The 23039-nt window shown below is 67.1% G+C and carries 23 protein-coding genes and 1 pseudogene; 18 read left to right on the top strand and 6 right to left on the bottom strand.

Going from position 1 to position 23039, the window contains the following annotated elements; translation table 11 throughout:
• Nucleotides 1–25: 25 nt before the first annotated feature.
• Together icmH and tssK are read right to left on the bottom strand one after the other, a co-directional pair.
• Nucleotides 26–1555 (bottom strand): type IVB secretion system protein IcmH/DotU, encoded by a 1530-nt coding sequence (gene icmH, locus GV161_RS26365; protein WP_152014831.1) that lies wholly within the window; start codon nucleotides 1553–1555, stop codon nucleotides 26–28.
• Nucleotides 1552–2889 (bottom strand): type VI secretion system baseplate subunit TssK, encoded by a 1338-nt coding sequence (tssK, locus tag GV161_RS26360; RefSeq protein ID WP_152014830.1) that lies wholly within the window; start codon nucleotides 2887–2889, stop codon nucleotides 1552–1554. Before tssK ends, icmH begins: the two co-directional genes overlap by 4 nt.
• 158 nt (nucleotides 2890–3047) lie before the next feature.
• Between tssK and GV161_RS26355 the strand changes: the two genes are divergently transcribed.
• The 3 genes from GV161_RS26355 to GV161_RS26345 are packed head-to-tail and all read left to right on the top strand — an operon-like array spanning nucleotide 3048 to nucleotide 5467.
• On the top strand, nucleotides 3048–3479 hold the full coding sequence (locus GV161_RS26355) for a hypothetical protein (protein WP_152014829.1): 432 nt from the start codon (nucleotides 3048–3050) through the stop codon (nucleotides 3477–3479).
• A gap of 1 nt (nucleotide 3480) precedes the next feature.
• Nucleotides 3481–4686, top strand: coding sequence for a PAAR domain-containing protein (locus GV161_RS26350; protein WP_244624086.1), 1206 nt, complete (start codon nucleotides 3481–3483; stop codon nucleotides 4684–4686).
• 1 nt (nucleotide 4687) lies between these two features.
• Complete coding sequence (locus GV161_RS26345; RefSeq protein WP_152014828.1) at nucleotides 4688–5467, top strand: hypothetical protein; 780 nt, start codon at nucleotides 4688–4690, stop codon at nucleotides 5465–5467.
• A gap of 18 nt (nucleotides 5468–5485) precedes the next feature.
• On the opposite strand, the gene GV161_RS26340 is transcribed toward GV161_RS26345, so the two are convergent.
• A complete protein-coding gene (locus GV161_RS26340; protein WP_152014827.1) occupies nucleotides 5486–6397 on the bottom strand; it encodes an EamA family transporter in 912 nt (303 codons plus the stop codon).
• Between the two features lie 469 nt (nucleotides 6398–6866).
• On the opposite strand from GV161_RS26340, the pseudogene GV161_RS31245 reads away from it, so the two are divergent.
• The 6 genes and pseudogenes from GV161_RS31245 to GV161_RS26315 form a co-directional block, all read left to right on the top strand.
• A pseudogene (locus tag GV161_RS31245) lies at nucleotides 6867–7418 on the top strand (PHP domain-containing protein); the annotation flags it as partial.
• Nucleotide 7419: 1 nt separating this feature from the next.
• On the top strand, nucleotides 7420–10436 hold a 3017-nt coding region (gene dnaE / locus GV161_RS26335; protein WP_248312381.1), incomplete at its 5' end, for a DNA polymerase III subunit alpha.
• A gap of 85 nt (nucleotides 10437–10521) precedes the next feature.
• Nucleotides 10522–11241 carry an FkbM family methyltransferase gene (locus GV161_RS26330; protein WP_152014825.1) on the top strand — a complete coding sequence of 240 codons (720 nt, stop codon included), beginning with the start codon at nucleotides 10522–10524 and terminating at the stop codon, nucleotides 11239–11241.
• A gap of 117 nt (nucleotides 11242–11358) precedes the next feature.
• Nucleotides 11359–11985, top strand: coding sequence for a bifunctional nicotinamidase/pyrazinamidase (gene pncA / locus GV161_RS26325; RefSeq protein ID WP_201303054.1), 627 nt, complete (start codon nucleotides 11359–11361; stop codon nucleotides 11983–11985).
• A 3-nt stretch (nucleotides 11986–11988) separates the two neighbouring features.
• The gene (locus GV161_RS26320; RefSeq protein ID WP_152014824.1) at nucleotides 11989–12684 is read left to right on the top strand and encodes a YafY family protein; all 696 of its coding nucleotides are present in this window, start codon (nucleotides 11989–11991) and stop codon (nucleotides 12682–12684) included.
• 70 nt (nucleotides 12685–12754) lie between these two features.
• A complete protein-coding gene (locus GV161_RS26315) occupies nucleotides 12755–13126 on the top strand; it encodes a VOC family protein (protein ID WP_152014823.1) in 372 nt (123 codons plus the stop codon).
• A gap of 5 nt (nucleotides 13127–13131) precedes the next feature.
• On the opposite strand, the gene GV161_RS26310 is transcribed toward GV161_RS26315, so the two are convergent.
• Nucleotides 13132–14313 carry a GGDEF domain-containing protein gene (locus GV161_RS26310; protein ID WP_244624085.1) on the bottom strand — a complete coding sequence of 394 codons (1182 nt, stop codon included), beginning with the start codon at nucleotides 14311–14313 and terminating at the stop codon, nucleotides 13132–13134.
• A 94-nt stretch (nucleotides 14314–14407) separates the two neighbouring features.
• On the bottom strand, nucleotides 14408–14794 hold the full coding sequence (locus GV161_RS26305) for a RidA family protein (RefSeq protein ID WP_152014822.1): 387 nt from the start codon (nucleotides 14792–14794) through the stop codon (nucleotides 14408–14410).
• Between the two features lie 296 nt (nucleotides 14795–15090).
• On the opposite strand from GV161_RS26305, the gene GV161_RS26300 reads away from it, so the two are divergent.
• The 5 genes from GV161_RS26300 (at nucleotide 15091) to pyrH (ending at nucleotide 18985) form a co-directional block, all read left to right on the top strand.
• The gene (locus GV161_RS26300; protein WP_193219541.1) at nucleotides 15091–15483 is read left to right on the top strand and encodes a pore-forming ESAT-6 family protein; all 393 of its coding nucleotides are present in this window, start codon (nucleotides 15091–15093) and stop codon (nucleotides 15481–15483) included.
• A 108-nt stretch (nucleotides 15484–15591) separates the two neighbouring features.
• Nucleotides 15592–15903: an antibiotic biosynthesis monooxygenase gene (locus GV161_RS26295; RefSeq protein ID WP_152014821.1), complete on the top strand. Its 312-nt coding sequence runs from the start codon at nucleotides 15592–15594 to the stop codon at nucleotides 15901–15903.
• 160 nt (nucleotides 15904–16063) lie between these two features.
• On the top strand, nucleotides 16064–17074 hold the full coding sequence (locus GV161_RS26290) for a 30S ribosomal protein S2 (RefSeq protein ID WP_152014820.1): 1011 nt from the start codon (nucleotides 16064–16066) through the stop codon (nucleotides 17072–17074).
• Nucleotides 17075–17245: 171 nt separating this feature from the next.
• On the top strand, nucleotides 17246–18169 hold the full coding sequence (tsf, locus tag GV161_RS26285) for a translation elongation factor Ts (RefSeq protein WP_152014819.1): 924 nt from the start codon (nucleotides 17246–17248) through the stop codon (nucleotides 18167–18169).
• A gap of 108 nt (nucleotides 18170–18277) precedes the next feature.
• The gene (pyrH, locus tag GV161_RS26280; RefSeq protein WP_152014818.1) at nucleotides 18278–18985 is read left to right on the top strand and encodes a UMP kinase; all 708 of its coding nucleotides are present in this window, start codon (nucleotides 18278–18280) and stop codon (nucleotides 18983–18985) included.
• Between the two features lie 3 nt (nucleotides 18986–18988).
• Here the strand turns inward: pyrH and GV161_RS26275 are convergent, their stop codons facing one another.
• Nucleotides 18989–19402, bottom strand: coding sequence for a VOC family protein (locus GV161_RS26275; RefSeq protein WP_152014817.1), 414 nt, complete (start codon nucleotides 19400–19402; stop codon nucleotides 18989–18991).
• Between the two features lie 252 nt (nucleotides 19403–19654).
• Here GV161_RS26275 and frr point away from each other — a divergent pair, with 252 nt between their 5' ends.
• From frr to dxr, 4 genes are read left to right on the top strand one after another with little or no spacing between them, the layout of a single operon-like run.
• On the top strand, nucleotides 19655–20218 hold the full coding sequence (frr, locus tag GV161_RS26270) for a ribosome recycling factor (protein WP_092154115.1): 564 nt from the start codon (nucleotides 19655–19657) through the stop codon (nucleotides 20216–20218).
• A gap of 32 nt (nucleotides 20219–20250) precedes the next feature.
• On the top strand, nucleotides 20251–21033 hold the full coding sequence (locus tag GV161_RS26265; protein ID WP_280179049.1) for an isoprenyl transferase: 783 nt from the start codon (nucleotides 20251–20253) through the stop codon (nucleotides 21031–21033).
• Nucleotides 21030–21848: a phosphatidate cytidylyltransferase gene (locus GV161_RS26260; RefSeq protein WP_152014815.1), complete on the top strand. Its 819-nt coding sequence runs from the start codon at nucleotides 21030–21032 to the stop codon at nucleotides 21846–21848. The genes GV161_RS26265 and GV161_RS26260 overlap by 4 nt, the downstream gene beginning before the upstream one ends.
• 7 nt (nucleotides 21849–21855) lie before the next feature.
• Nucleotides 21856–23037 carry a 1-deoxy-D-xylulose-5-phosphate reductoisomerase gene (gene dxr, locus GV161_RS26255; RefSeq protein ID WP_152014814.1) on the top strand — a complete coding sequence of 394 codons (1182 nt, stop codon included), beginning with the start codon at nucleotides 21856–21858 and terminating at the stop codon, nucleotides 23035–23037.
• Nucleotides 23038–23039 lie beyond the last annotated feature (2 nt).

Raw genomic sequence — 23039 nt, 5'->3', positions numbered from 1 at the left:
CCGTCTCCTGCATCGTCACCCGGTCCTAGCTGTTGCGCTGGATCAGGATCTCGACGCGTCGGTTCTTCGCCTTGCCGGCCGCGGTCGCGTTGGTGTCGATCGGCACGTCGGGCCCCTTGCCGTCGGTGCTGATGCGGTCCGCCTGCTTCAATTTGGTCTTCAGGAGGTCGCCGACCGCCACGGCGCGCGCCTTCGACAATTCGAGGTTGTTGGGGAAGCGGGCGGTGCGGATCGGGTCGGAATCGGAGTGGCCGACGACCTTGATCGCACCGCCTTCGTCGTTGAGCACCGCGGAGATGCGCTCGATCAGCGGGCGGAATTCGTCGCGCACCACGGCCTGGCCGGGCTCGAACAAGGTGATGCCCATCAGGCGCACGATGATCAGGTTCGGCGTCACCTGGCAGGTTATCGGCGGCTGCACGGTCGCGCAGACCTTGGGCTGCTGCGCCGGCGGTGGTTGTGGCAGCGGCGGCGGCGGCCGGGCGGCGACCCTGCGGAGGATCTCGATGTCGCCCTTGGGGTGCACTGTGAGCAGGGCGCTGGCCGAAGCCTCGGCATTGCCGCCGAGCAAAGCACGGAAGATGAAATAGAGGCCGAGCACGGCGACCGCCGCGACGGCGGCGATCGACCAGACCGGGATCTTGAAGCCGGCAAGCCGAGCGGTCAGGGCCTGGCCCTGCCAGCGCGGCGACAATTCCGGATCGGGCTGCTTCACCCGCCGCAGCGTCTCGAACAGGCCACGCTGGATCATCTGCAGGTTGGCGGCGCCGCCGGCCGAGGTGCGGTGCACGCCTTCAAAGCCGAGCGACAGACAGACATGCATCAGTTCGAGCAGGTCGTAATTGACTGAGGGATCCTTCCTGGCGCGCTCCAGCTCCTCGAAGAAGCGCACGCCGCCGGTGCGCTCGCCGAAGAAGCGCGAGAGCATGCTGTACTGCGTCCAGACATGGCGGTCCTCGCCTGGGATATTCTGGACGATGTCGTCGGCGAAGGCGCAGATGATGTACTTGGCGGTGCGCGTCTGCTCAGCGGTGAAGCCGGCCGCCCTGACCTCATGGTCGAAGGCCTCGATCGTCTCGCCGACCTGGCCGATCATCTGCGTCGCCGGCGCTCTGGAGATATTGGCACGCAGGCGCCCGAGCAGGAGCAGGAGCGGGCCGGCTGCCTTCAGCAGCGGATTGGTATTCGGCGTGAGCATCTGCTCGCGCTTGGGCAGGGCCTGCGGCACATAACCCTGCGGTGGAGGCGGCGGCACGCTTGGTCGCTGCTGCGGCTGCGACAGCCATTCCTCGCCGCCGGGCACGCCCGGTGAGGGCGCCGACTGCGGGTATTGCGGCGCGCCGGACGGTGCATAGGGCGAGGGCTGCGGCGGATAGCCGGCGGGCGGAGGCGCATAGGGCGCGTTCGGGGGCGGGTAGGGCTGCCCCTGGGGCGGATAGCCTGGACCTGCATCCTGCGCCGGGCGTGAGGGCTGCGGCACGCGCCGTCCGGCCGGGTTCGGCCGGATGAAGGTCCGGTCCGAACGGCCGAACGGATCGGAGCCGTCGTTGCTCATCGCCTGCCCTCGAGCACGGCCCAGAGCTCCATTTCGAGATCGGGCCAGTCACCGGAGAAATGCATGCCGATCGAGCTCGCCGTGCTGAATTCCGGCCAGAGCGGCGAGGTGCGGTCGAGATAGAAATAGACGTGGTCGGTGAGCGCGCGAATCTGGGGCGGCGGTGTCGGCAGGTGGACGAGATTGATGCCCGGCAGATGGGCATGGACGATCTCGTTCATCTTGGTGTTGGGACCGATCTTGAACAGATGCGGGAACTGCGACTGGATCTCGGTGAGGGGTCGGCGCGCCGCCACCTCCAGGATCAGCGTCGCATTGCGCATCAAGGCGCGGTCGCGGATCGTCGACATGAAGGCATTCTGCGCCCGCTCGACGATCTCCAGCCGGATGGCGCGGCGGCCGAGCTGGGCCGAGAGGAAGTCCTGGATGTCGCGCACAACCGGGGTGAAGCAGCCCTCCAGGTCGTCATGGTCATAGGCCGGATAGTCTCGGGCGCGGCGCTCGGCGGTGGTGAAGGTGGCGAGCTCGCCGGCGATGGAGAGCAGCGTGATGAACAGGCGCTCGGGATGGACGAAACGCGAGCCGCGCAGGTGCTTCAGCACCGGGATGTGCCGGTTGAGCAATTGCAGGATGAAGTAGTCGGCGCTCTGCAGGCCGCCGCCGGCGGTCGGGTCTGCGGCGTAGCGGGCAAGCTCTTCAAGCTTGTTGTCGATCCAGCCGATGACGCGGTCCATCCAGCCGTCGACCACCGGATGGGCCGAGCAGAGCAGCACCGGCGGGGCGAACTTCTCGTCGAACAGGATGGCGCGGTCGCGCACTTCGAGGATGCGCCCGAGCGCGAGGCCGACATAGCCGGGCTTGCTCGTCTTGCGCAGCTCCAGGCCGAAGCGCGGATGGGCGATGTCGATCTCCTCGTCGACGCGCAGCGAGGCGGTCGAATCGATCAGCATCTCGGTCGCCGGATAGAAGCGGCTGGCCGAGCCGTTGAGGCTGTCCTCGACTTCGCGGGTGTTGGAGGCGGCGAGCGGCAGCGACAGCCAGGCGATCTGGCCGGCGGCGTTCTCCGGCACCTCGATGGCTGGCGGCAAAGGCGAGTTGTCAGGCATGGCGAAGGGCGTGCCGTCCGGCATCACGCCGACGGCGCGCCGGAGCCCGATGCGGCTCTGCTGTGCCAGGTCGCGGTCGATCTCGAGCACCGAGAATCCCCACGGATAAGGCGTGACGTGCCGGACGCGATTCTCCAGCAGATTTTCGAGATAACGATCGTTCTGCTGCAGGTGATGCGGCCGCAGGAACAAGCCTTCGGACCAGACGACCTTACTGTACCACGACATCCAGTTCTCGCTATCTCAAGGCCTATCCAGGACACTATACGGCTCGTTCCCGAGCGTCACCATTGCAATGTCATCGGTGCCTCGACCATTGCCGGATTCAGAGCGCATTTCGCCGGGGCGCTGCGAAACGATCGCAAGTGCGCGCAGATGGATGTAGCGTGAGGCGCAGCCGACCGGCCGTCGCCTATTGGGGCAGCAGGATGAACCAGAACCAGGCGCCAGACTACGATCGTAGCGGTCGGTTCCCGATCGACGAGGATGGCTGGCAGATCGTCGATCTCAACCGGATGCTCTATCCGGGCGGCCCGCATGCCCTGCGGGTTCATGCACCGGGGCTTCCGGCATTCCATTTCGGCTGGCGGTTTTCGACAAGCAGGCCGGCTCCGAACGACAACCGCATCGTCGCTTCGCATATCGGCGCCAAGCTCGGCGGATCGCCATTGCCGCCGGTGAACTTCACCCCGACCATGCTCGTGCGGATCCAGGAACGCTTGCGCATCTACGCCATGCTCCATCCGCTGCCGCTGTTTGGAGAAAGGATCAGCGGCGTCGATTTCGTCGCCGAGGATCCGATGGTCGAGATCTTCTGACATGGCCAAGCTCAGCCCAGCGGATGCGATTGCGCAGATCAAGCCGGGAGCGACCCTGGACGAGCTGCGCGCCTTGGCGCGTCAGGTCTCGGCCGCGCCCGCAGGCCCCGATGTCATCCTCTATTCCGCCGTCTCGGATGCGGCGAAGCGGGCCTGCCAGGCTGGCACAGGCTACGCGCTGATCGACGATACCGAGCGCGCCTCCTTCCTGTCGGATGGCGATTTCTTGCTCGCGGTCGCGCGTGCGGCTGGAATCACCGAACCCAATCCGAAGCGCGCGGTCGAGAATCTGATGCAGGGGGGGCGTCTGCCGGACGGGCATCCCGACAAGGCGGCGGCGATCGTCGGCAACGCGGCCATGTTCGGTGTCGAGAGCGATGCGGCGGCGTTGCAGAGCTCGTTCTGGGGCGAGGCTTCGCGCGAATTCGCCGAAGGCGCGTCCGGGCATGTCGTCCTGCTGCTGGGGCGTCCTGTCCAGAAGGTGTTCTGGGCCGTTGAGCTCCCGGCGCTCCAGGCTGCCTGTGCGGCCGGCAAGCTGCCCGGTTCGACGATCAACGGGATCCCGATCGCATCTTTGCCACCCAATCCGAACGTGGCGCTCAGCACGCTTTGGCCCTCCGCCGAGGCGCGTGCAAAAGTCTTCACGCCGCCGGCGCCTCCCTCCGCATCCACGCCGGGCGGAGGTGGTGGAGGAGGTGGGGGAGGCGGAGCCGGCCGCCCTGCTGCCCGCGTCCTCGACCCCGTCATCCACCCGCTGCCCGGCGTGCTGCAGCCAGGCCCGGGGAGCTTCAACGTGATCATCGGCAACAAGCTCGCCTGGCGCGGCGTTCCGGCTGGTGCCGCTGCGGCGATCCAGTCGGCCAAAGCAACCTCCGACGCGGCAATCCAAGTGGCCGAAGCGGCGACGCTGGCCGCCGCAGGCACACCCGGCGCACCGGCGGCGAAGGTGGCCGAGGAGACCGCGAAGGCGACGGCCGCGGCCAGCATGGGCTCGACGATCACGAGCGCCGCCGGCGGAGCCGACATCCATATCTGCGCGACACCACTGCCGATCCCGCCGCATGGGCCGGGCGTGGTGATCGACGGCTCGCAGACCGTGCTGGTCAACGGCCTGCCGCTTTGCCGCATGGGCGACACGATCATCGAGGCGGTCGGGCCGCCGAACAAGATCGCCATGGGCGAGCCGACCGTGCTGATCGGCGGCTGAGATGGGGCGTCGCCGTTCTCCCGACCGGGCCGTGGCAGCCGAGGAGCGCTTCCGCCTGCTGCGGGTCCAGCGCTTCTCCTCCGACACTGAGAAGGCGCTCTGGCACGGGCGCTCACGCAACACCCGCGTCGCCAAGGTACTCGTCTACATGGCGGCGATCCGGATGCCGGACCGGCCGGGACTGCCGCTGACGGCCAATCCGAACGTGACCTGCAAGGGCGCGGAGCAGCAGTTCTTCAGCGCGTCCGGCGAGAACCAGGCGGCGCATCTGCTGCCGGGGCAGATCCTGATCGACAACACCTATCCCTGGCTCTTCCTGCAGGGTGAGCCGGCACGGCTGCTGCAGAACGAGTTCGCCTATGTCGATCCGATCCACGCCAACTACAACGCGGCCGATCGGCTAGCCGAGCGCAACGGCATGGTCGACGCCTTCGCCTCCGCCTGCCGCGCCGTGCTGACCGGCACGGGCGAGCCTGAGCGCGATGTCTCCAACGCCTATCATCGTGCCTGGGTGCCGGGCGCGCTCGCAGCGATCGCTGCTGCCGAGAACGAATTGCGCACCGAGCCGCTGCCGCCGCCACTGGTCTACGGCACAGGCCCCGAGGACTACGGCATGATCCTCAACCTCGAAGAGCGCAGCCAGGCGATGAACGACGAGGAGATCTGGGACAGTTTCGAGCAGCTCAGCATGCTCGACTACTATCGCGCCGCCTTCGACGAGACGCCGCGCGAGATCGAGCCGCGCTCCGTCATCGCGGCACTGAATGCGCTGGTGAATTGAGGGCGGCGCTGCGTTGCCTCATGGCGCCATGCGGCGCTTTGCCGGCGGTGCAGTGGCGACGATCAGCCCGGCTGCGACGATCACCGCGATCCCGGCCCAGGTCATCGGCGAGGGGAGGTCGCCGAACAAGGCAAAGCCGAGCGCGGTCGCGCCGATCAGTTCGAGATAGACCAAGGGCGAGAGCGTCGCGACCGGCGCCAGGCGGAAGGCGCTGATCGTCATCAGGTGGCCGAGCGTCGAGACCAGGCCCATCAGCAAGATCAGTAGCAGCCCGTTGCGTGTCGGCGTCGTCCATTGCAGCAGCGCGAAGGGCGTCAGCATCGCGACGCCGAGGACGAGCTGGATCGTCAGCGTCGCGACCGGCGGCCGGTCCTGTGCCGTGAGGCGGGTCAGCACCAGGTAGCCGGCCATGCAGCCGCCGGAGGCGAGCGCGATCAGCGTATCGGCGCTGGTCTGCGCGCCGGGGCGCACGACGAGGATGGCCCCGACGAAGCCGAGGAGGACGGCGATCAGCTTTCGCCGGTCGAGCCGCTCGCGCAGGAGGATCGCGGCCAGCAGCGTCGCTGCGATCGGGGCGATGAAATAGGCGCCGAGGGCATCGGCCAGCGGAATGCGCGCGATCGCCGCGAAATAGAGCGCCATCGCCGCGACGAGGAAACCGGCCCGCAGGATCTGCGACAGCCAGTGCCGGCTCGACCATGCCGGCGTGGGCGACGGACGCTGCCCGCGCTGGACCATGGCGACCGGGAGGATGAAGCCGAGCGCAGCGACATAGCGTGCCCAGGTGAGGAAGACCGGCGCGTGGACGCCGCTGAGATATTTCGCGATCGCGTCGGCGATCGGAACGATCAGCATCGCCGCGGCCATGAGCACGACGCCGAGCGTCTCGCTGCGCAGTTTGTGGTGCGCCTGATCGGGGGAAGAGGGCATGGCGCCGACCCTATCTGATTCCGCCCGAGACAGCGTTGGCGTTAACGTTTCCACAGCCTCGGTAAATCCGGGTTAACTGTCCGGCGCGTCTCCCAGCGTCAGCTGACCTTGCGATATTGACGTGAACAAAGAGGGAATTAAACTGAACATATAGAGAACATAGGAGATCGAGCATGGTTGTTGCCCGCAAGCTGATGGCCGGGGCCGTGGAGTTCCTGGCACTCGCTCTCTTCGTCGGAATGATCTGGGTCTGGGCTGCGCTCGCCTCGGGACCGCATGTCTGAGCGGCCCTTTGGGACCGACACCGAAAGCCGTGCCCGGAGGTGTCCACAGCCTCGCAAACGGATCGGCTCGACCGGGGAGGGGTGGCGCGCAATAACCGATTCCGAGCATGCTCTTGGGATCAAGAATCGGCGCAGCTCCTCTCACTCGGTCCATCGGCTGAGCGGGTGACGCGCCGGAGGGCGCGATGACCGACCGTAAAGACGATACACAGGTTCAGGGCGAGGTCGGCTTCGTCCACCTCCATGTCCACTCGAGCTATTCGCTGCTCGAAGGCGCGATCCAGGTCGGTGCGCTCGCCAAGCTCGCCGCCGGCGACGGCCAGCCGGCCATGGCGCTGACCGACACGAACAACCTGTTCGGCGCGCTCGAATTCTCGGAAAAGCTGGCGAGCTCCGGCATCCAGCCGATTGCAGGCGTGCAGCTCTCGGTCGATTTCGCCGATGAGGATACCGGCGGGCGCAAGCCGGTGCAGAGCGTGACGCCGCATGTCGTCCTGCTCGCGACCAGCGAAGCCGGCTATGGCAATCTGATGAAGCTGGTGACGGAAGCCTGTCTCGCCGCCGCCGGTGGCAGCCCGGTCGCGAGCGTCGAGCATCTGTCCGCCTATCATGCCGATATCATCGCCCTGACGGGCGGGGCGGGCGGGCCGCTCGATCTCGCCTTGCGCGCCGGCCAGCCGGCTCAAGCGCAGGCACGGCTGCAGCGCCTCACGGCGATCTTCGGCGACCGGCTCTATNGGGCGGGCGGGCCGCTCGATCTCGCCTTGCGCGCCGGCCAGCCGGCTCAAGCGCAGGCACGGCTGCAGCGCCTCACGGCGATCTTCGGCGACCGGCTCTATGTCGAGATCCAGCGACATGAGCGCGAGGACGGGCCGGCGGTCGAGGCCGGTTTGCTCCGGCTCGCCTATGACAACGACCTGCCGATCGTCGCGACCAACGAGCCCTTCTTCGGCAAGCCGGCCGATTTCGAGGCGCATGACGCGCTGCTCGCAGTGGCGGCGGGCCGGCTGCTCTCCGATGGCGAGCGCCGGCGTGTGTCGCCGGCGCATTTCTTCGCCAGCCGGGCGGAGATGAAACGCCGCTTCGCCGATCTGCCGGAGGCACTGGCCTCGACGGTCGAGATCGCCCGGCGTTGCTCCTGGCGCGTTGGCACGCGCAAGCCGATCCTGCCGCGCTTCGGCGAGGAGGGGCGCGATGAAGCGGATGAGCTGGAGAGCCAGGCGAAGGCGGGGCTAGAGGCGCGGCTGGCCAAGCATGGACCAGCGGCGGGCTTCACGGTCGACGATTACGAAAAGCGGCTTGCCTTCGAGCTCTCGATCATCACCCGGATGAAATTTCCGGGCTATTTTCTCATCGTTGCCGACTTCATCAAATGGGCCAAGGATCATGATATCCCGGTCGGCCCGGGCCGCGGCTCGGGCGCGGGTTCGCTCGTCGCCTATGCCCTGACCATCACCGACGTCGACCCGCTGCGCTTCGGCCTGCTGTTCGAGCGCTTCCTCAATCCCGACCGCGTCTCGATGCCGGACTTCGACATCGACTTCTGCCAGTACCGGCGTGAAGAGGTGATCGAATACGTCAAGCATCGCTATGGCGAGGAGCGCGTCGCTCAGATCATCACCTTCGGCACCTTGCAGGCGCGCGGCGTGCTGCGCGACGTCGGCCGCGTGCTGGAGATGCCCTATGGCCAGGTCGACAAGCTGACCAAGCTGGTGCCGCAGAATCCGGCCAAGCCCATCACGCTGCCGGAAGCGATTGCAGGCGAGCCGAAGCTGCAGGAGGCGGCGGCAGAGGAGCCGGTCGTCGGGCGCCTGCTCGAAATCGCCCAGAAGCTCGAAGGCCTGCACCGCCACGCCTCGACCCACGCCGCCGGCGTCGTCATCGGCGACAGGCCGCTGGAGCAGCTCGTCGCGCTCTCGGTCGATCCGCGCACCGGCATGCGCGTCACCCAGTTCAACATGAAATGGGTCGAGCAGGCCGGGCTGGTGAAGTTCGACTTCCTCGGCCTGAAGACGCTGACGACGCTGACCATCGCGGTGCAGCTCATCGCCCAGCGCGGCATCGCGGTCGACCTGGCGCAATTGCCCTTCGACGACCCGAAGACCTACGAGATGCTGGCCCGCGGCGAGACGGTCGGCGTGTTCCAGGTGGAATCGGTCGGCATGCGCAAGGCGCTGGTCGAAATGAAGGCCGACCGGATCGAGGATCTGATCGCTCTGGTGGCGCTCTATCGCCCCGGGCCGATGGACAACATCCCGACCTATTGCCGCCGCAAGCTCGGGCTGGAGGAGCCGACCTATCTCCATCCCGGCATGGAGCCATTCCTGTCCGAGACGCATGGCATCATCGTCTACCAGGAACAGGTGATGCAGGTGGCGCAGGCGCTGTCGGGCTATTCGCTCGGCGAAGCCGACCTTTTGCGCCGCGCCATGGGCAAGAAGATCAAGGCCGAGATGGACGCCCAGCGCGACCGTTTCGTGAAGGGCGCGATCGACGCCGGCCTGAAGAAGGACCTGGCCTCCGAGATCTTCGACCTGCTGGCGAAGTTCGCCGACTACGGCTTCAACAAGAGCCACGCGGCGGCCTATGCCGTCGTCGCCTTCCAGACCGCCTATCTGAAGGCGAACTTTCCCGTAGAGTTCCTCGCTGCGTCGATGACGCTCGACATCGGCAATACCGACAAGCTCTCGGAATTCCGGCGCGACGCGGAGCGTCTCGGCATCAAGGTCGAGCGGCCCTCGATCAACCGCTCCGGCGTCGATTTCGACGTTGCCGACGGGGCGATCCGCTATGCGCTCGGCGCCATCAAGGGCGTCGGCCGCGCCGCGGTCGAATCGATCGTTGCGGCGCGAGCCAAGGAAGGCCCGTTCCGCGACCTTGCCGATCTCGCCCGCCGAATCGATACGCGCCTGGTCAACCGCCGCACGATCGAGGCGCTGATCTCGGCCGGCACGCTCGACGAGATCGAGCCCGAACGGGCCAAAGCGATGGTTGCGGTCGACGGCATGCTGGCGCTGTCGAACCGCATTCGCGACGAGGCAGCGGCCGGGCAGCTCGACATGCTCGGCAGCGGCGGGAGCGCCGAAGCCTTCCGGATCCCGCCCTTCGAGCCCTGGGCTCCGGCGGAGCGGCTGAAGCGCGAGCACGAGGCGGTCGGCTTCTTCCTCTCCGGCCACCCGCTCGACGAATACGAGCATGTGCTCAAGCGCCTGCGGGTGCAGAGCTATGCCGATTTCGCCCGCGCTGTCCGCGCCAGCGGCACCTCGATCGCCAAGGTCGCCGCCTCCGTCATCGACCGGTCGGAGCGGAGGACCAAGTCCGGCAACAAGATGGGCATCGTCCAGCTCTCCGATCCGACCGGGCAGTTCGAGGCGATCCTGTTCTCGGAAGGGCTGCAGCGTTACCGCGACTTACTGGAGCCGGGTGCTGCACTGGTGATCAGGCTCTCGGCCGTGCTCGACGGCGAAGAGGTCAGGCCGCGCATCGAGGATGTCGAGCGGCTCGACGATCTCGCCGGCCGGCAGAAGCAGGACCTCTGCATCTTCCTGCGCGACGACAAGGCTCTGTCCTCGATCGCCGAGCGGGTGAAGCCGCGCGACGGCGTGCGCTCCGACGGCAAGATCTCGCTGGTGATGATCCTCGACGACGGCGCCCAGGAGATCGAGATCGAATTGCCGGGGCGCTATCCGGTCAACCAGCAGCTCGCCAATGCCGTGCGCGCCGCGCCGGGGGTGGTGAACGTCGAACTGCGCTGACGGGCCTCGCCAGCGCAGAGCCTTGCGCGGACGGCGGCCAAGGCATCAGAGTGCCCCGCAGATAACGACAGTCTCCGGGGGGACGATGAAGCAATACGTCGCGCGCATTCCGATGAGCCTTGCCGTGCCCGAGGCGATGCACTGGGCGATCAAGGACGTGCTCGAAGGCGAGTACGAATGCGGCTTCGACGGTGTCGGCCTCGACATCCTCGACATCGGTGCGAATGTCGGCTCCTTCGCGCTCTGGGCGAGCGCGCGCTGGCCGGGCAGCACCGTGACCTCCTATGAGCCGCATCCCGGCACCTACGAGCTCCTGAGGCGCAACACCGATCGGCGCCGCGACATCGTCACGGTCAATGCGGCGCTCTTCCCCGGCGGCCAGAAGACCGCGACTTTCCTCAGCCGTTTCGCCGGCGACGGCGAGTCCGGCCTCGCCTCCTATGCCGGCGATACCTTCGTCGCCGGGGCCATGGTCGAGCGCTATGAGGTTGCGGTCGTCGATCCGGCGAGCCTGCCCTCGGCCGACATCGTCAAGATCGATATCGAGGGCGGCGAGGGCGACGTGCTCGACCATCTCGATCTGTCGAAGACCTCGCTGGTGCTGCTCGAATACCAGAATCGCAAGAATCGCCTGCAATTGGAGGCGCGTCTTGAAGCCGATTTCGAGCTGATCGATACGGTCGAGCACATCTGGGATCCGTTGCTCGAGCAGCGCTGCTACCGCCCCGATCTCGCCGGCGACGTCTATGGCCGCATGTTCGCCGCCCGCAAGGGCATCACCCGGATGACGCGGACCGCCGTCTAGAGCATTTCCGCGTTTCTCCGAATCGCGAAAAAATACTCTAGCTCTTTGTTTTATCGCATTTTCTTCACGCGAACCGGTGCCCACTTCGCTCGAAAATACTCTAGTAAGGGCAAGCCCGTGATCGATACCAGGACCGCGCTGATCGTCGTCGACGTCCAGAACGATTTCTGTCCCGGCGGCAGTCTGGCGGTCGCCGGTGGCGACGAGATCGTTCCGCTCGTCAACGAGCTCGGCAAGCGCTTCGCTACGATCGTGCTGACACAGGACTGGCACCCGGCGGGGCATTCCTCGTTCGCGTCGAGCCATCCCGGCAAGGCGCCTTTCGAGACGATCGCCATGCCCTATGGCACGCAGGTGCTTTGGCCGGATCATTGCGTGCAGGGCAGCGCGGGCGCGGCCTTTCATCCGGGGCTCGACCTTGCCATGGCGCAGGCGGTCATCCGCAAGGGCCATCGCCGCGAGGTCGACAGCTATTCCGGCTTCGTCGAGGCCGACCGCACCACGCCGACCGGGCTCGGCGGCTATCTCAGGGAGCGCGGCATCGCCCGTGTCGCGGTGGTCGGCCTCGCCACCGATTTCTGCGTCAACTGGACGGCGCAGGATGCCGCGCGCCAGGGCTTCGAGACGTTCGTTGTCGAGGAGGCCTGCCGCGCCATCGATCTCAACGGCTCGCTCGATCGCGCCTGGGCGGAGATGACGGCGCTCGGCGTGAGGCGGGCGCGGCTTGCCGAGCTGAACGGCTGAGCCATGTCGCGTTCCGAGCGCCTGCTCGACCTCGTCCAGGTGCTGCGCCGGCATCGCCGGCCGGTCAGCGGCCGCAAGCTCGCCGAGGAGACCGGTGTCAGCATCCGCACGCTCTATCGCGACATCGCGACCTTGCAGGGGCAGGGCGCGCCGATCGAGGGCGAGCCCGGGCTCGGCTATGTGCTGAAGCCCGGCTTCATGCTGCCGCCCCTGATGTTCGACGAGGACGAGATCGAGGCGCTGGTGCTCGGCTCGCGCTGGGTCGCGGGGCGGGCCGATGACCGTCTCGCCGGCGCGGCACGCAACGCCATGGCCAAGATCGTCGCGGTGCTGCCGGCCGATCTGCGAGACAAGGCCGATGCCTCGGCGCTGCTCGTCGGTCCCGGCGCCAGGATCGCTGCCGCATCCGGGGTCGATCTTGGCCTGGTCCGCAAGGCGATCCGCTCGGAACGCAAGCTGGAGTTGACCTATCAGGACGGCAAGGCGGCGGCGACGCAACGCCTGATCTGGCCGTTCGCGCTCGGCTTCTTCGACCATGTCCGCGTCGTCGTCGCCTGGTGCGAGCTGCGCAACGACTTCCGGCATTTCCGCGCCGACCGCATCGCGCAGGCCGAATTGGTCGACATCCGCTATCCGCGCCGGCGCCAGGCGCTGCTCAAGCAATGGCGCGAGCGCGAGGGAATTCCCTCACCGGCTTGAGATACACTGCCGGAAACTGGCAGCATCTGCAGCGATCATGCGCGGGTTCCCAAAACCGGAGACGACCCCGATGCTCGATGCCAATTTCATCATCCTCTATGTCGACAGCCCTGAGGCCAGCGCCCGCTTCTATGCCGACCTGATCGGCTCGGAGGCGCTGGAGGCCTCTCCGACCTTCGCCATGTTCGCGCTGCCGTCAGGGGCGAAGCTCGGCCTGTGGTCGCGCCATACCGTCGAGCCGGGCGCGCAAGCCGCCGGAGGCGGCGGCGAGATCGCCATGGTGGTCGGCAGCGGCGAGGCTGTCGATGCGACCCATGCCGACTGGCAGCGGCGCGGCCTTGCGATCCTGCAGGCGCCGACCGATCTCGATTTCGGCCGAACCTTCGTCGCGAGCGATCCGGACGGCCATCGGCTGCGCGTCTTCCACCCGTTCGGGAGGTAGGACGCTCACCGCGCCAGGGCGCGAATCTGCACCTGGACCCGGTCGCGGCCGAGGCGCTTCGAGCGGTAGAGCGCTTCGTCCGCTTGCTCCAGCAACGCTTCCAGCTCGTCGCTCGCTGCATCTCCCTCGGCGACGCCGATGCTGAGCGTCGGCTGGAGGGTGACGCTGTCCCAGTCGGTGAGGGCGCGTCCGAAGGCGGCCCGGATCCGGTTGGCGACGCGCACCGCGTCCTTGGCGCTCATATGCGGGAGGAGGGCGACAAACTCGTCGCCGCCGTGGCGCGCCAGGATGTCGCTGGCGCGCAGCTCGCTGCGGGCCGCCCCGGCGAAGAGCTGCAGGATGCGGTCGCCGGCGGCATGGCCATGCGTGTCGTTCAGGCTCTTGAAGTGATCGATGTCGATCAGGAGCAGGGTCAGCCGGCCGGGGCGCTTGCCGGCATCCGCCGCGATCTGGGCCATGGCGCGCTCCAGGCCGCTGCGGTTCATCGCGCCGGTGAGGGGATCGTGCTGAGCGATCGTGACCAGCCTGTTGCGGCTGCGCTCGGCGGCGAGCAGCAGCAGCGCACCGCTCCTGAGGAGCACGAAGGCGGTGCCGGTCGCCGCGAACCACGGATCAGCGTTGTCGGCAGGAAACAATTCGGCGCCGAGCTGTCCGGTCATTGCGAGCCAGGCGCGCAATGCGAACAACAGCACTGTTGGTGCGAACAGAGCCGCGAGGATGGCTCCTGAGACCAGCCGCTCACGTCGCCACAAGAGGAGACCTTCCCGGACGAGAAGCGTATCGCAGGCCATGACCAGGACGGAGACGAGGACAACCCGCCTGACGAAGCCGTCAGGCTCGTTCCACAGGGCGAGCGGGATGGCCGCAGCCGCGATCGCCAAGGCGTAGAGAGGCAGGCGCGCGGGCCGTCCGCCAAAACTCCTCACTCCGTACAGGACGAGCAGATAGCCAATCCAGCTGACGGTATTGGCGAGCGGGATCGAGATGAGGTCGGGGATGATGTCCCGCAACCCGACACCGATCAAGCCGAGGCCGATGAGCAGATTGCTCAACCCCCACCAGAGCGGCCAACGCTCGAAGCGGCCGGTTGCGTAGGCGGCAAGCTGTACGAAGCCGAGAATCAAGGCGGTGATGGCTCCCGCCAGGTAGATTGTCCTCAGATCGAGCAACACATCCCGCCAGTTCAAGTCGACTCGCCAATCCTCCTAGCCGATCGGCGTGAACGTTTTGCCAATGCGATGCCGGGCATTCGCGCGAGGCGGCGTCCCGGCGGGCCCCTGGTCAGGCCGCGGCGATCACCTCGATCTCGACGAGCCAGTCTTCCCTTAGCGTCTGCGCTACGATTGCAGTGGTCGGGATCGCGCGGCCACCGAGCGCGGCGAGGCGGGCGTTCTGATTGGCCTCGACGAAGCCGGGGTCGCGCAGATAGCTGGTCAGGCGCACGATGTTGTCGACGCTCATATCCGCCGAAGCGAGGATCGCGCGCAGATTGTTCCAGATCAGCGCGAGCTGCTCGTCGAGGGTCGCGCCGGGCTCACCGGCTTCGTCGAGCCCCATCGTGCCGCTGACGAAGAGCAGGCGCTGTGGTGCGACAACCTCCATGGCGTGGGCGTAGTCCGAAGTGGCCGGGTAAACGCCGCGGCTCGGATTATGGGCGATCATCTGCATGGTTTCCTCCTCGCAGACGTTCGGCAGCACATCGTCTGGCGCGAGAAGTTATGGCTGGATGGAGGGCGGGCCGAAGCGGAAAACCGAAGGCCGGGCGAAATACAGATGGCATTCCGCCAGTGTCGACAGGGCGGCGGGCAGGTGGGGCTTTGGGCGAAACGTCATCAGGCTTTCACAAGGGAGGCGCGCTTTCGCAGCGCGTCCGGGTCGGCTTGCCGTATCCCGCGGAAGGCCACTCCGGCGCTGTGAAAGTTGAGCGTGCATCTGCGGGTGCTTTCAACTTGAGAGAGATTATCATGCTGTTTTCCTTCAAACGTTTCAGTGCTTTTGCCGTGCTCGCCGCACTGTCCAGTGGCCAGGCTTTCGCCCAGAACCCCGCGGATCAGCTCGCCGCCGCCTATCAGGCCGGCCGCAACCAGCTCGGCGTCATCAGCTACTGCGCCGAGAAGGGGCATGTCGGAGCGGACGTCGTCGAGATCCAGACCAAGGTGCTGGCCCTGATCCCGTTGCCGGCCGACAAGAGCGCAGGCGATGCCGCCGAGGCGCTCGGCAAGAAGGGCACGCTCTCGGTGATGGGCGTGGCCCAGGATATCGAGGCGGTTTCGAAGGCGCAGGGCAGCACGGCCGCAGCCTTCTGCAAGCAGCTCGGCGACGCCGTGAAACTGGCAGCCTCCTCGCTGCCGAAGTAAGTGCCGTTGAGGCCGCTCCTGCCAGAATTTGGCAGGGCGCGGCTTGACCTCAACCGTACTCGAGGTCGCATAGACCCGGCTCCTGCATCTGCATCGAAGGAGCCGGGCATGTCCCAAACGCCAGTCGTCAACATCAGCGTCATCACGCCGAAGCCCGAGTGCTTCGCTGAGTTCATGGAGCTGCAACTCGCCCAGCACCATGCCGTCCGCGGCAAGGTCGAGGGCTTGATCGGCGGGCGATTGTTCCGCTCGCGCGAGGATCGCGATGTCGTCCTGGTGACGATGTTCGAATCCGAGGAGGCGGCGCTGCGCTTTGCCCGTGACGAGCGTTTCACCAGCCATATGGCACGCGTTCGTCCCTTGCTGGAACGCGCCGTGCCGGGAGCCTATGGCGTCGCCTACGAGGTCGGCTCGCTCTGACGAGCCGACTGCAAGCCTTGCATTCCGGCGCCATGGCGTGTAAGGCGCGCCTTATCCCACATGGGGAGCATCACCTCGACACCGAGGCGTTCCGGTGACTGGTCAGCTTATGGCCGGCTCATTCGCTCCCCAGAGGCTCAACCGGAAGGACAAGAATACCATGGCTCTGCCCGATTTCTCCATGCGTCAGCTGCTCGAGGCCGGCGCCCATTTCGGCCACCAGTCGCACCGCTGGAACCCGAAGATGTCGCCGTTCATCTACGGGACCCGCAACAACATTCACATCCTCGACCTGTCGCAGTCGGTGCCGATGCTCTCGCGCGCCCTGCAGGCGGTCAGCGACACCGTCGCTCGCGGCGGCCGCGTTCTCTTCGTCGGCACCAAGCGCCAGGCGCAGGACGCCATCGCCGATGCCGCCAAGCGCTCGGCCCAGTACTATGTCAACTCCCGCTGGCTCGGCGGCATGCTGACCAACTGGAAGACCATCTCGGCCTCGATCCAGCGCCTGCGCAAGGTCGACGAGCTGCTCTCCGGCGGCGGCTCTGGCCTGACCAAGAAGGAGCGCCTGATGCTGGCGCGCGAGCGCGACAAGCTCGAGAAGGCGCTCGGCGGCATCAAGGACATGGGCGGCACGCCCGACATGATCTTCGTGATCGACACCAACAAGGAAGCGCTCGCGATCAAGGAGGCCCAGCGCCTCGGCATCCCGGTTGCGGCCATCATCGACTCCAACAGCGATCCGGACGGCATCACCTTCCCGGTCCCGGCCAATGACGACGCCGGCCGCGCCATCCAGCTCTATTGCGACCTCGTCGCCCGCTCGGCCATCGACGGCATCTCGCGCGCTTCGGGCGACCATGGCATCGACCTCGGCGCCGCCGAGGCCCCGATCGTCGAGCCGGCGATTGACGAGCCGGTGGCTGTCGAAGGCCAGGCTCAGGCCTTCGAGCTGCTGACCGGGCCGCGCGGCGCGCCGGACGACTTCATGAAGCTCTCGGGCATGGGCCCGGAGATCGTGCAGAAGCTCAACGATGGCGGTATCTTCCACTTCTGGCAGCTCGCTGCCATGAGCCCGGCGGATGTCACCAAGGTCGATCACGACCTCAAGCTCGCCGGCCGCATCGAGAGCCAGGGCTGGGTCGCCCAGGCGCGCGATCTCGCCGACGCCTGATTGTTCGAGACTGCGGCGCGTCATCGGCGCGTCGCACTTCGATACCTGATTGAAGCTCAAGCAGCGCCGACGCCGGAAACGGAGCGTCGGCGTTTGCCGATCGAGGCTTCGCTTTTTCGACGATGCGGCGCGCCACCGGGCGAAGGCCGCAAGACAGCAAGGACGACGCAAATGGCTGCGATCACCGCCGGCATGGTGAAGGAACTCCGCGACAAGACCGGCGCGGGCATGATGGACTGCAAGACCGCGCTCTCGGCCACCGACGGCAACATGGAAGCCGCCATCGACTGGCTGCGCGCCAAGGGCTTGTCCAAGGCCGCCAAGAAGGCCGGCCGCGTCGCCGCCGAGGGCCTCGTCGCCGTCGCCGTGCGCGGCCATAGCGGTGTCGTGGTCGAGGTCAACTCCGAGACCGACTTCGTCGCCCGCAACCTCGAATTCCAGGCTCTGGCCCGCACCATCGCTGATGTCTCGCTCGAGCGCGGCGGCGACGTCGAGGCGCTGGCCGCCCATCACTATCCGGGCGGCGGCACCGTCGCCGACGCGATCGCCAATGCGATCGCCACGATCGGCGAGAACATGACGCTGCGCCGCGTCGCGCAGGTCTCGGTCTCGGCTGGCGTGATCGGCTCCTATGTCCACGGCGCGGTCGCCGACGGGCTCGGCAAGATCGGCGTCATCGTCGGCCTGGAGACCAGCGGCAAGGGTGACGAGCTCGCCGCGATGGGCCGCCAGATCGCCATGCACATCGCCGCGACCAACCCGGTCGCGCTCGACCTTGCTTCGGTCGACCCGGCCGTGCTGGAGCGCGAGAAGGCGATCCTGGCCGAGAAGAACGCCGGCAAGCCCGAGCACGTGCTCGCCAAGATCGTCGAGAGCGGCCTGAAGAGCTACGCCAAGGAGTACTGCCTGCTCGAGCAGGCCTATATCCACGACGGCTCGAAGTCGGTCGCCCAGGTGCTGAAGGAGGCCGAAGGCAAGGTCGGCGGTCCGCTCAAGCTCACCGGCTTCGCCCGCTTCGCGCTCGGCGAGGGCATCGAGAAGGAAGAGACCGATTTTGCGGCCGAGGTTGCGGCTGCCGGCGGTACCACGGGCTGACAAGCTCGTTGATAGCGTTGAGAAAGGCCGCGCCTCGCGCGGCCTTTTTTGTAAGAAGAAGCTGTGGTCGATTCGGCCTGTTTCAGTTGCGAACCAAGGAGAGCCCCGATGAGACCTAAACGCGTTCTCGTGAAGCTCTCCGGCGAAGCCCTTGCCGGACCTCAAGGAAACGGCCTCGACGGCGCAACGCTCACTGCGCTCGCCGCCGACATCGCCCATGCCTCGCGCGAGGGTGTCGAGATCGGCATCGTGGTCGGCGGCGGCAATTTCTTCCGCGGCGTCCAGGGGCTCACCAAGGGGCTCGACCGCACCAGCGCAGACTCGATCGGCATGCTGGGCACGGTGATGAACGCGCTCGCGCTCGAACATGCGATCGAGAGCGCCGGCGCTCCGGCGCGCGCCATGTCGGCGGTACCGATGCCCTCGCTCTGCGAGAGCTATGCCCGCAAGCGGGCGCTCGACCATCTCACCAATGGCAAGGTCGTCATTCTCGGCGGCGGCACCGGCAACCCCTATTTCACGACCGACACCGGCGCGGCCTTGCGCGCGGCCGAGCTCGATTGCAGCCATCTCCTCAAGGCGACGCAGGTCGACGGCGTCTATTCGGCCGATCCGAAGAAGGATCCGAGCGCGACCCGCTACGACACGCTGACCCATGAGGACGCGATCAAGCGCGACCTCAAGGTGATGGACACCGCCGCCTTCGCATTGGCGCGCGACGCGGCGCTCACCATCGTCGTCTTCTCGATTGCCGAGCCCGGCATGCTCGCGGCCGTGTTGCGCGGCGAGGGCAGGGCGACCTACGTCACCCCCTGACAATCAATAGTTCGGCCAGTTACCGGGCGTCATGATCTCGAGCAGATGGCCGTCTGGATCGCGGAAATAGAGGCTTGTCCCGCCGCGATTCCAGCGCATGCGGCCCTCGATCTCGACGCCGTGCTGCCCGAGCCGCTCCTCCCATAAGGCGAGATCGTCGGCGTCGACGGCAAAGCAGATGTGCAGCGGTCCATGGCCGTCATGCGGCGGGATGCTGCCGCGTTCCGACATTTGCGTCTCGACCGAGGCGCCGCGCAGGAAAAGCAACAGGACGTTCTGGCCGCCGATGTCGTAGGCGAAGAGCGTTCGGGTCCTGAGCATGGACGAGAGCCCCAGCGTTCCCTCATAGAACGCGGCGGCGCGGTCGAGATCGTCGACATAGAGCGCGGTTTCGACGATGCGGTTCAGCCGGGGCATGGGATTCCTCCTCGCGGGGCCGGGGCCGTTCGTGCGGCCCTGAGCTTGAGCTAGGATGTGCTCCTGGCCTTGGCCAGAACTCAGGCGATCCTGCCGGCCATGCAAAAAGCCGGGGAGTTCCGATTCTGCTTGCGGACCAGTCGAGGAAAATGCTGTTGACGCATAAATCCTTGACCCTGCGGCGGCTGCTCGCCATGGTCGCGCGCATTTCCGGTGTTGCGTTTGCCGGGTTTCGACAAGGTTTTGAAGACGATGGCCCAAACCACTTTCGATCTCGCCGATCTCAATCGCCGCATGGACGGCGGCGTGCAGAAGTTCAAGAGCGACCTGGCTTCGCTTCGCACCGGCCGCGCCTCGGCCAATGTGCTCGATCCGATCACGGTCGAGGCCTATGGCGCGCGCACGCCGCTGAGCCAGCTCGCCACCGTCAGCGTGCCGGAGCCGCGCCTGCTCTCGGTCCAGGTCTGGGATCGCAGCATGGTCCAGGCGGTGGAGAAGGCGATCCGCGAATCCGACCTCGGCCTCAATCCCCAGACCGAGGGGCAGGTGCTGCGCATCCGCATCCCCGAGCTCAACGAGCAGCGCCGCAAGGAGATGGTCAAGGTCGCGCACAAATATGCCGAGGACGCCAAGGTGGCGGTCCGGCATGTGCGCCGCGACGGCATGGACCTGATCAAGAAGCTGGAGAAGGACGGGCACATGCCCAAGGACGACGTCACCAAGCAGACCGACCTCGTCCAGAAGGCGACCGACAAGCATATCGGCGAGATCGACCAGGCGCTCGCTGCCAAGGAAAAGGAAATCCTGCACGTCTAAAGTGCGTGGCAGGGCGCCGTCTTGTATCATCGGTGCATGAACGTTCGGCCCAGAAGAGGCATTCGATGTCAGACGGCGCGCGCCCGGCAGTTCCCGCCCATGTCGCCATCATCATGGACGGCAATGGCCGCTGGGCGCAGATGCGCAGCCTGCCGCGGCAGGAAGGGCATCGGCGCGGGCTCGAAGCGTTGCGTCGCACCGTGCGCAATGCCGCCGATCTCGGCATCCGCGTCCTGACGCTCTATTCGTTCTCGACCGAGAACTGGCGCCGGCCGATCACAGAGGTCTCCTTCCTGATGGGGCTGCTGCGCCGCTTCGTCGAGAACGACCTCACCGAGCTGAAGCAGGCCGGCGTGTGCGTGCGGATCATCGGCAACCGCGAGAATCTCCCGCCCGACCTGCGCGCGCTCGTTGAGCGGGCCGAGACGATGACGGCGGGCAATACCGGTCTCACCCTGGTCGTCGCCTTCAACTACGGCTCGCGCGACGAGATCACACGCGTGGCGCGGCGCCTGGCGCAGGAGGCGGTGGCCGGCCGACTCGCGCCCGAAGCGATCGACGAGGCGTTGCTCTCGTCGCATTTCGACACTGGCGCGCTCCCGGATCCGGATCTGGTGATCCGGACCTCGGGCGAGACCCGTATCTCGAACTTCCTGCTCTGGCAGGCGGCCTATGCCGAGTTCATCTTCACGCCGGTGCTCTGGCCGGATTTCGACCGCAAGGCGCTCGAGGATGCGCTGGCCGAGTTCCATCGCCGCGAGCGCCGCTATGGTGGCATCGGCCAACCGGCCGAAGCCAAGATGGGGGTCGCGTGAATGCGGCCGGCGCCGGCGCGGGCGCATCCGAACTTCGCCTGCGGGTCATATCGGCGCTCGTGCTCGCCGTGGTCATCCTTGGTGTCACCTTGTTCGGTGGCTGGCCCTTCCGCCTGATCTGGACCGCCGTTGCCGGCGTCGTTGCCTATGAATGGCTGACCATGGTCAGCCGCAGGAATGCGGTTGCGGCTGGAATTGGCGTCGGATTGGCCGGGCTCGCGTTCGGCTTTCTGCCCTTGAGCGGCGCGGCGCTCGCGGGCGTGTCGGCCCTTGCGGGATTGGTCGCCGCGATCGCGACGACACAGACCGGCAACCAGCGCCTGCTCGAAGTCTGCGGCGTCGCCTATGCGCTCTGCTTCGCGCTGGTGACGCCGGCGCTGCGCGAGACGCCCGAGCTCGGGCTCGCTTTGATCATCTGGACCTTCGCGGTGGTCTGGCTCACCGATATCGCCGCCTATTTCACCGGGCGCGCCCTGGGCGGGCCGAAGCTGCTGCCGCGCGTCAGCCCGAAGAAGACTTGGTCGGGCGCGCTCGGCGGCGCCCTGGCCGGGACCCTGTGCGCTACGGCGGTCTGGGCCTGGTTCTTCCCGGGGCTGCCATCGGGCCTCTGGCCGGTGCTCGTCGTCTCGCTCGCCGCCTCCGCCGCGAGCCAGGCCGGCGATCTGTTCGAATCGTCGATCAAGCGGCGCTTCGGCACCAAGGATTCGAGCCGCCTCATTCCCGGCCATGGCGGCTTCCTCGACCGGCTCGACGGCTACTGGGCCGTGCTGGTCTTCGCCGGCCTGCTGCTTTATCTGGCGCGCCTGGGACACTGAGCACCAGATGCCTCGCACAGTCACCATATTGGGGGCCACCGGCTCCATCGGCCGCTCGACGCGCGCCGTAATCGCCGAGAATCCGGAGCGGCTGCGGATCGCTGCGCTGGTCGCCGGCCGGGATGCCGCCGGGCTGGCGCGGATCGCCCGCGAGACCGGTGCGAGCTTCGCCGCGATCGCGGATGAAGGGCAGGGCGCCGAGCTCGCCGCAGCGCTGGCCGGCAGCGGCATCCGCCATGGCGCTGGCCGGGAGGCGGTGCTCGAGGCGGTTTCGCTCGATAGCGATATCGTGGTCAGCGCCATCTCGGGGGCGGCCGGGCTGGAGGCGACCTTTGCGGCGCTGACGCCAGGCCGGGTCGTCGCGCTCGCCAACAAGGAGAGCCTGGTCTGCGCCGGTGCCGCGGTGATGGCGCGGGCAAGCGCCGTCGGCGCCCGCATGCTGCCACTCGATTCCGAGCACAACGCCCTGTTCCAGGTGCTGGGGGCCGAGCCGATCTCGGCGGTCCGCACGATGACACTGACGGCCTCGGGCGGGCCGTTCCGGACCTGGCCGGCCGACAGGATCGCCGCCGCCACGCCGGAACAGGCGCTCGCCCATCCGAACTATGCGATGGGCGCCAAGATCACGATCGATTCGGCCAGCATGATGAACAAGGGGCTGGAGCTGATCGAGGCCTCCTTCCTGTTCGGACTCGGCGCCGACCAGCTCGACGTGCTGGTCCATCCGCAGCAGATCGTGCACGGGCTCGTCACCTTCCGCGACGGCTCGGTCAGCGCCGGCATGGCCGTGCCGGACATGCGCGTCGCGGCCGCCCATTGCCTCGGGGTCGATGGCAGGCTCGATGCGCCGCAAAGCCGTTTCCTCGATCTGGTCGCGGCCGGCCCGCTCGCTTTCGAGCGTCCCGATCTCGTCCGCTTCCCGGCATTGCGCCTCGCCATTGCGGCCCTTGCCGAAGGGGGCGCCATGCCGGCCGTGCTGAACGCCGCCAACGAGATCGCCGTCGAGGCCTTCCTCGATCGACGCATCGCTTTTCCTGCGATTCCGGCCCTGGTCGAGGCCGTCTGCGAGCAGATGGCGGGTGCCTTCCTGTCGCCGCCTTCCGATGTCACGGAGGCGCTCGCCGTTGACCACGATGCGAGAAACCGGACCCGCTCGCTCTTGTCCGGGGGCCGCTTCACTGTCACTTAGTG

Source organism: Bosea sp. 29B (genome assembly GCF_902506165.1).
Lineage (GTDB): Bacteria > Pseudomonadota > Alphaproteobacteria > Rhizobiales > Beijerinckiaceae > Allobosea.
The sequence above is the reverse complement of the archived record's forward strand: the minus strand, read 5'-3'. Positions and strand labels throughout refer to the sequence as shown.